Origin of the sequence: Poseidonibacter sp. (assembly GCF_041821165.1) — a bacterium.
GTDB lineage: Bacteria > Campylobacterota > Campylobacteria > Campylobacterales > Arcobacteraceae > Poseidonibacter.
In genome coordinates this window covers 1-6,204 of the sequence record NZ_JBGUES010000141.1, presented here as the reverse complement: position 1 = coordinate 6,204, position 6,204 = coordinate 1, and the positions used below count along the sequence as shown (strand labels likewise).

The following is a 6,204-nucleotide window of genomic DNA, read 5'->3' as shown; positions in this document are numbered from 1 at the left end:
CTTATATGTTTATAATAGGTGGAATAATATTTTTAATTGTAGAAAAATTTTATAATGAAAAAGAAACACATACTTTAGATGTAGAAGATGTAACTTATAAACAAGCTGCATGGATTGGTTTTGCTCAAATTTTTGCATTAATTCCTGGAACATCAAGAGCCGGTTCTAGTATTATTGGGGCAATGCTTGTAGGTTTAAATAGAAAAGCAAGTGCTGAGTTTTCATTTCTTTTAGCATTTCCTGTTATGTGTGCAACAACAGCTTATGATTTATTAAAACATCATGAAGAGTTACTTTCAGATGCAAATATTTTAAATCTTGCTGTTGGATTTATCGTATCATTTGTTGTTGCATTTTTAGCAATTAAGCTTTTTCTTAAATTTTTAGAAAACTTTACTTTTGTATCTTTTGGTATTTATAGAATCATATTTGGTGTATTTTTACTTTTCGCTTTTAGTCATAACATCAACTATTAAAGAAACAGCATTAGGTTTAATTGAATCTTTCAATTGTTCACTAATGCTTTTTATATCTGAACTTATTGCTTTAAAAAAAACTTCTTCATCTAATTCATCTTCTCTTTGTAAAAAACATAATCCCTTAGTACTTAAATCTTTTGCATTATAATATTGATGATCGCTTGCTGCAAACTTATAAGGAATAAAAAATGTTGGTAAAGCATTTGCACATAATTCCCATAAAGTTGAAGCACCAGCTCTACTTACAGCAAAATCAGCTTCTTGCATTTTATTTGGAATATCTTTTGTAAAATCAAAAACATCAGCATTTATATTTAGTTTTTTATACTCATCTCTAACTCTTTTAAAATCATTTTTACCTGTTTGATGTATTATTTTTATTCCCATTTCATTTAGTTTAGGAGCAAGTTTTAAAGCAAAATCATTAATAGCGACAGCACCTTGAGAACCGCCAAAAAAAGCAATTGTTTTTATATCTTCTCTTATTCTTGCTTTTTTAAAAAATACATCTAATACTGGATAATCTTTTATTACTGAATTATTATTAAAAGATGAAAAAAGTTCACTTGCAAATCTTGATGTGATTTGATTTAATTTTCCCATACGTGAATTTTGTTCATGAATAAAAAGCTTACAAGAAGGTTTGATAATTGATGCAAATGTAGCAGCTGCTGCTGAAAAACCACCTACAGATAAAACAGTTTGTATTTTGTATTTTGAGAATATTTTTAAACAAAAATATGTTTTTTTTAAAATATTTAATAAAGAAAATATTTTTCCAATAAGGTTTTTATTAACAACACCTCTTGTATCTAAAAAATATTTCTCTTTTAATCTATCATCATGTTCAAACCATTGTTTATCTAAACCATTTGAAGAACCTATAAAAATTACATTATAACCTCTATTAAAATATTCATCAATAAAGGCATCGGCAACTTTTAAATGTCCCCCAGTTCCACCGCCTGTAATAACTATTGATTTTTTCATTGTTTTTTACCTTGCTTTTTTTTTAAATTACCTGTTTCTACTTCTCTACTAATAGATAAAACCAAACCAATCGCAATTGACATTGCTAACATTGAAGACCCACCATAAGAAAGTAGTGGTACAGCAATTCCTTTTATTGGAATCATTCCTGATATACCATAAGAATTAATTAAAAATGCAATTATAATCATTAAAGCAATACCTAAAGAAAAAAGATGGTAAATCGGGTTTTTAACTCTTCTACTTATTCTAAAAATTCTTAAAATTATAATAGAGACAATTGTTACTAAAAATATTAAACCTAATAAACCAACCTCTTCTGTAATTCCAGCTAAAACAAAATCCGTATGAACTTCCGATAAAAAGCCAACTTTCACATCTCCATTTGATATACCCTGTCCTAAGAAACCACCATTATGCATAGCATTTAATGAATGTGAAACTTGATAAGGTTCAGGTAATTCATCAATTCTTAAATATTGTTCTGCCCATGAAGGTAAAACTGATAAAATTCCATCTTGAACCATTGCCCACCAAGAATGAATCCTTTTAATTCTATGTGGTGCTGCTAAAATAAGACCAACTAAACCAATTAATGCAGTACCACCTAATAGTAAAAATATTTTAAAAGATCTATTTGCAAAAATTAATAATACAACTAAAATAATACCTAATAATACAACTTGTCCTAAATCTTTTTGTAAAAAAGCTACAATAAATACAACTACGAAAAATGTTAAGAAATAAGGTGCTAGAAGTAATGATTCAGCTTTTAAACCTAATTTTTTAGGCTGATCTATTACTTTTCTATGAAATGACCATGATAAGAAATATATAAATCCAATTTTAAAAAATTCAACAGGTGAAAGTGAAAAACCAGGAAGTCTAATCCATCTATTTGCACCACCAGCTGCTGTTACAACTGAAGCTGGCAAAAATGGCATTATTGCCATAATAAAAAAGAATGCTATAAATAGTCCCATACCGACGTTATTAACAATTCTTTCAGGATTTATAAGTGAAAGAGTCCACATTATTAATATTGAAACAATAACAACACCAATTTGTCTAATAAAAAAATGAAATTCAGAATAACCATAATATTCTACTGTATATATAGTTAATGAGTATGAAAAGATAACACTTGCTACCATTAGTGAAGAAACTAATAAGAACAATGTGTAATCTGCTCGATTATCAATGTAATGTTTATTTGATTTAATCTGATTTTTGTTAGAATACATATCTCATTATATAATAATATGGATAAATATGTCTTCAAATAAATTACAAAACCATACTAAAACAAAAAAAATTCTAATATTATATAGCATAATAATTTTATTTTTATTTATATTAATAATTTCAGTTTTTAGAACTATTTCTGAATATAGAAATATGCCAACCCTAGAGAGTCAAAAAAATGAATTATCAGTAAGAGGCGATATTATAAGTGCTGATAATTTTAAAATTTCTTCATCAAAAAAACTTTATAGAGCTTCTATTGATACAAGATATTTAGCAAAAGATAAAAGAGAATTATTTTTAGAATTATTTTCAATTTATAGTAATATTAGTTATAAAGTTTTAGATAAAAAATTAAAAGAAGGTGAAAGAAATCCTGGAAATTTAGTTTTATCATATAGTATTGATTCAAGAACTGCAAAAAACTTAAAAGAACTAGCTTTTAAACTAATTCAGTTAAAAATATTTATTCCAAGAAATTTCGGTGGTGGTAAAATATTAAGAGGTCTTAATATTAGTGAAAGTGGAGAAAAAAGAATATTTTCATATGAAGATACTTTAACACCTGTTGTTGGTTATATTTCAAAATATGAAACTAAAAAAGGTAAAACAAAAGTAAGAGGTATAAAAGGTTTAGAAAAAAAATACAATAAAATTTTAAATGAATCAAAAGATGGAATATTAAAAGGAAATAGAGATGTTTTATCTTATATTTCATTTGATAAAAACTCATTAATCAAAAAAAGAGTAGATGGCGCAACTTTAAATTTAAATATCCCACTAAAATTACAAAAAAATGTTGAGCTAACTCTTGATCATTTTAAAGAAAAACTTTCTGCTGATGAGATAATTGTCTCAATTATGGAAAGTAAAACTGGTAAAATTATCAGTTTAGCATCATCTAATAGATTTAATCCAGAAAGAATAAAACAAGAAGATATTCCATCATTAAATGTAAATGCAATAGAGTATCAATTTGAGCCAGGTTCAGTAATTAAACCAATTTCAATTGCACTAGTAATGGATAAAAATAGAATTAAGAAAAATGAATTATTTAATGCTTACAATGATTTTAGAGGACCTAATAAAAAAGGTGAATATCCAAAAGGACAATATAAATTAGATAGATATACGATTAAAGATGACCATAGATTTAAAAAAAATTATTTAACATTAGATGATGTTGTAATATACTCATCAAATATTGGAACTTTACAATTAGCCCAAAGATTATCAGGAACTGAATTTTATAAAGGAATGAAGAAATTTGGATTTACTCAAAAAACGGGAATTGATTTACCATATGAAAAAAGAGGTATTATGCCAAAGGTTTGGCAGTTTACTGCAAATGATGCTAAAAATGAAGATAATGTATTTAAAGCAACTGTATCTTATGGCCAAGGTATGACATCAACTTTTGTACAAGTATTAAAAGCTTATTCTGTTTTTAATAATGATGGATATATTACAACACCAAAAATTGTATCACATTTAGTTTATGATGGAAAAAAATATCCTACAAATACAAATAAACCAGAAAAAATTATTTCAAAAAAAACAGCTGATGAAATTAAAAGATTATTAATTAAAACAGTAGATGAAGGAACAGGAAAAGCTGCTAAAATTGATGGACTAATAATTGGAGGAAAAACAGGTACTGCACAAATTGCAAGAAGAGGTAAATACTTAAAAAAATATATTTCATCTTTTTTTGGTTTTGTAAATGATGAAAACAACTCTTATACAATAGGTGTAACTGTAATAAATCCTAATTCAACAGGAAAGTATTGGTATTACTATTATGCCTCATGGTCAGCTGTTCCTGTCTTTAAAGAAATTACCCAAAATCTAGTTAAATTAAACTATCTAACACCAAAAAACGATATAATTCCATCTAATTAAATACAATATTAAGGATTAAAATGTTCGGATTTTCAAAAGAAAATAAAAAATATGATTATACAGCTGAAGAATTAGCAAAATTTCAATATGCTAAAATCACTACACAAAATGGTGTAATTTGGATTAAATTATTTAATCAAGAAACACCAAATACAGTTTCAAACTTTGCAACACTTGCTAATGATGGATTTTATAATGGATTAAACTTCCATAGAGTAATTCCAGGATTTATGGCACAAGGTGGTTGTCCAAATGGTTCTGGTTCAGGTGGTCCAGATTGGTCAATTGATTGTGAAACAAGTGCAGATAAACAAGTTCATAAAAAAGGAAGTTTATCAATGGCTCATGCAGGAAAAAATACTGGTGGAAGTCAATTCTTTATTTGTTTTGTACCTTGTCCTCATTTAGATGGTGGTCATACAGTATTTGGAGAAATTGAAAACGAAGATGAAGATAGTTTTATTACTCTTGATTCTATTTCACAAAATGATGAAATTGTTTCAATTGAAATAAAACAAGAAAAAGATGCTAACTAATATAATTCTTTTTATACATATAATATCCGCTGCCACTTGGGTTGGCGGCGGATTATTACTTTTTGGAATGGGTATTTATTTTAAAGACCCTAAAGTTCAAAAAATAATATACTCATATATTGGACCATTTTATGGTTACTTTCAACTAATCTGGATTACATTACTTTTAATCACAGGTGCTTTATTATTAAATCAACATAACCTCTATTCACAAATATTTACACAAGAGTTTATAAATAGTGAATTTGGTGAACTTTTATATAGAAAATTAATAATTGTAAGTCTAATTTTATTAGCAACTGCTTTACATATGTATATATCTTTAAAAGCTCAAGGAAGAGATAGAACATTTAAAGAAAAACTAATATCAAGAACAACATCACTAATTATATTTTTATTTAATTTTTCAATTATTTGGTATGCAATGAATATTTCACAATACTTTATTTAATTTAAATATCTTATTCACATATTATAAAAATTCTAAATAGAAGCCATCAGAGTAATATATAAGATATAAACAACACTCATAAAAAACTACAAATCGAAACCCCTATGTATAAACTCCATAAAGCAATATAAAGAGCGAAAACTAAATCCTAAAGTAAAAGTATAATGTAATAATAAAAAGCTTCTATAGGCAAAATAAAGAGTTAATAATTAGTTAAAAAGATGAAAGAAATAAGAATAAAAGAATTTGAAAGAAGAAAAGCATTGTAAAAAATCGGGCAAAAAAAAAGCTTAGCTAAAAACATGATAGATGTTTTGAGCTAAGCTAATTAAAAAACTCAAGAGCTGGCAGCGGCCTACGTTTCCACAAGGGGACCCTGCAGTATTATCAGCGATGAAGTGCTTGACTTCCAGGTTCGGAATGGAACTGGGTATTGCCACTTCTCTATAACCACCAGCAAAAATTGAGTATAAAAAATACTAATATATATTCTTTATACTAAATTCAAAATGAATAAACAACCTAAAAAAAAAGCTTAGCTAAAAACATGATAGATGTTTTGAGCTAAGCTAATTAAAAAACTCAAGAGCTGGCAGCGGCC

General features: G+C 26.7%; 6 protein-coding genes and 1 rRNA gene. 4 read left to right on the top strand and 3 right to left on the bottom strand.

All coding sequences use genetic code 11. The annotated features are described in order from the left end of the window. Positions 1-476: undecaprenyl-diphosphate phosphatase (locus tag ACERKK_RS10210; protein ID WP_373772980.1), on the top strand; the 476-nt coding region annotated here is incomplete at its 5' end. Here ACERKK_RS10210 and ACERKK_RS10205 read toward each other — a convergent pair. Then, on the bottom strand, positions 441-1,469 hold the full coding sequence (locus ACERKK_RS10205) for a UDP-N-acetylglucosamine--N-acetylmuramyl-(pentapeptide) pyrophosphoryl-undecaprenol N-acetylglucosamine transferase (protein WP_373772979.1): 1,029 nt from the start codon (positions 1,467-1,469) through the stop codon (positions 441-443). The two genes, ACERKK_RS10210 and ACERKK_RS10205, sit on opposite strands and share 36 nt — an antisense overlap. Next, positions 1,466-2,713 (bottom strand): FtsW/RodA/SpoVE family cell cycle protein, encoded by a 1,248-nt coding sequence (locus tag ACERKK_RS10200; RefSeq protein WP_373772978.1) that lies wholly within the window; start codon positions 2,711-2,713, stop codon positions 1,466-1,468. The genes ACERKK_RS10205 and ACERKK_RS10200 overlap by 4 nt, the downstream gene beginning before the upstream one ends. Positions 2,714-2,741: 28 nt before the next feature. On the opposite strand from ACERKK_RS10200, the gene ACERKK_RS10195 reads away from it, so the two are divergent. Genes ACERKK_RS10195 through ACERKK_RS10185 form a run of 3 tightly spaced genes read left to right on the top strand, consistent with a single transcriptional unit; the run spans position 2,742 to position 5,603 of the window. Then, positions 2,742-4,616 (top strand): peptidoglycan D,D-transpeptidase FtsI family protein, encoded by a 1,875-nt coding sequence (locus ACERKK_RS10195; RefSeq protein ID WP_373772977.1) that lies wholly within the window; start codon positions 2,742-2,744, stop codon positions 4,614-4,616. A gap of 20 nt (positions 4,617-4,636) precedes the next feature. Further along, the gene (locus tag ACERKK_RS10190; RefSeq protein WP_373772976.1) at positions 4,637-5,152 is read left to right on the top strand and encodes a peptidylprolyl isomerase; all 516 of its coding nucleotides are present in this window, start codon (positions 4,637-4,639) and stop codon (positions 5,150-5,152) included. Next, positions 5,142-5,603 carry a hypothetical protein gene (locus ACERKK_RS10185; protein ID WP_373772975.1) on the top strand — a complete coding sequence of 154 codons (462 nt, stop codon included), beginning with the start codon at positions 5,142-5,144 and terminating at the stop codon, positions 5,601-5,603. The genes ACERKK_RS10190 and ACERKK_RS10185 overlap by 11 nt, the downstream gene beginning before the upstream one ends. A 342-nt stretch (positions 5,604-5,945) precedes the next feature. On the opposite strand, the gene rrf is transcribed toward ACERKK_RS10185, so the two are convergent. Beyond that, positions 5,946-6,061: ribosomal RNA gene (rrf, locus tag ACERKK_RS10180) — 5S ribosomal RNA — on the bottom strand. Positions 6,062-6,204: the final 143 nt, after the last annotated feature.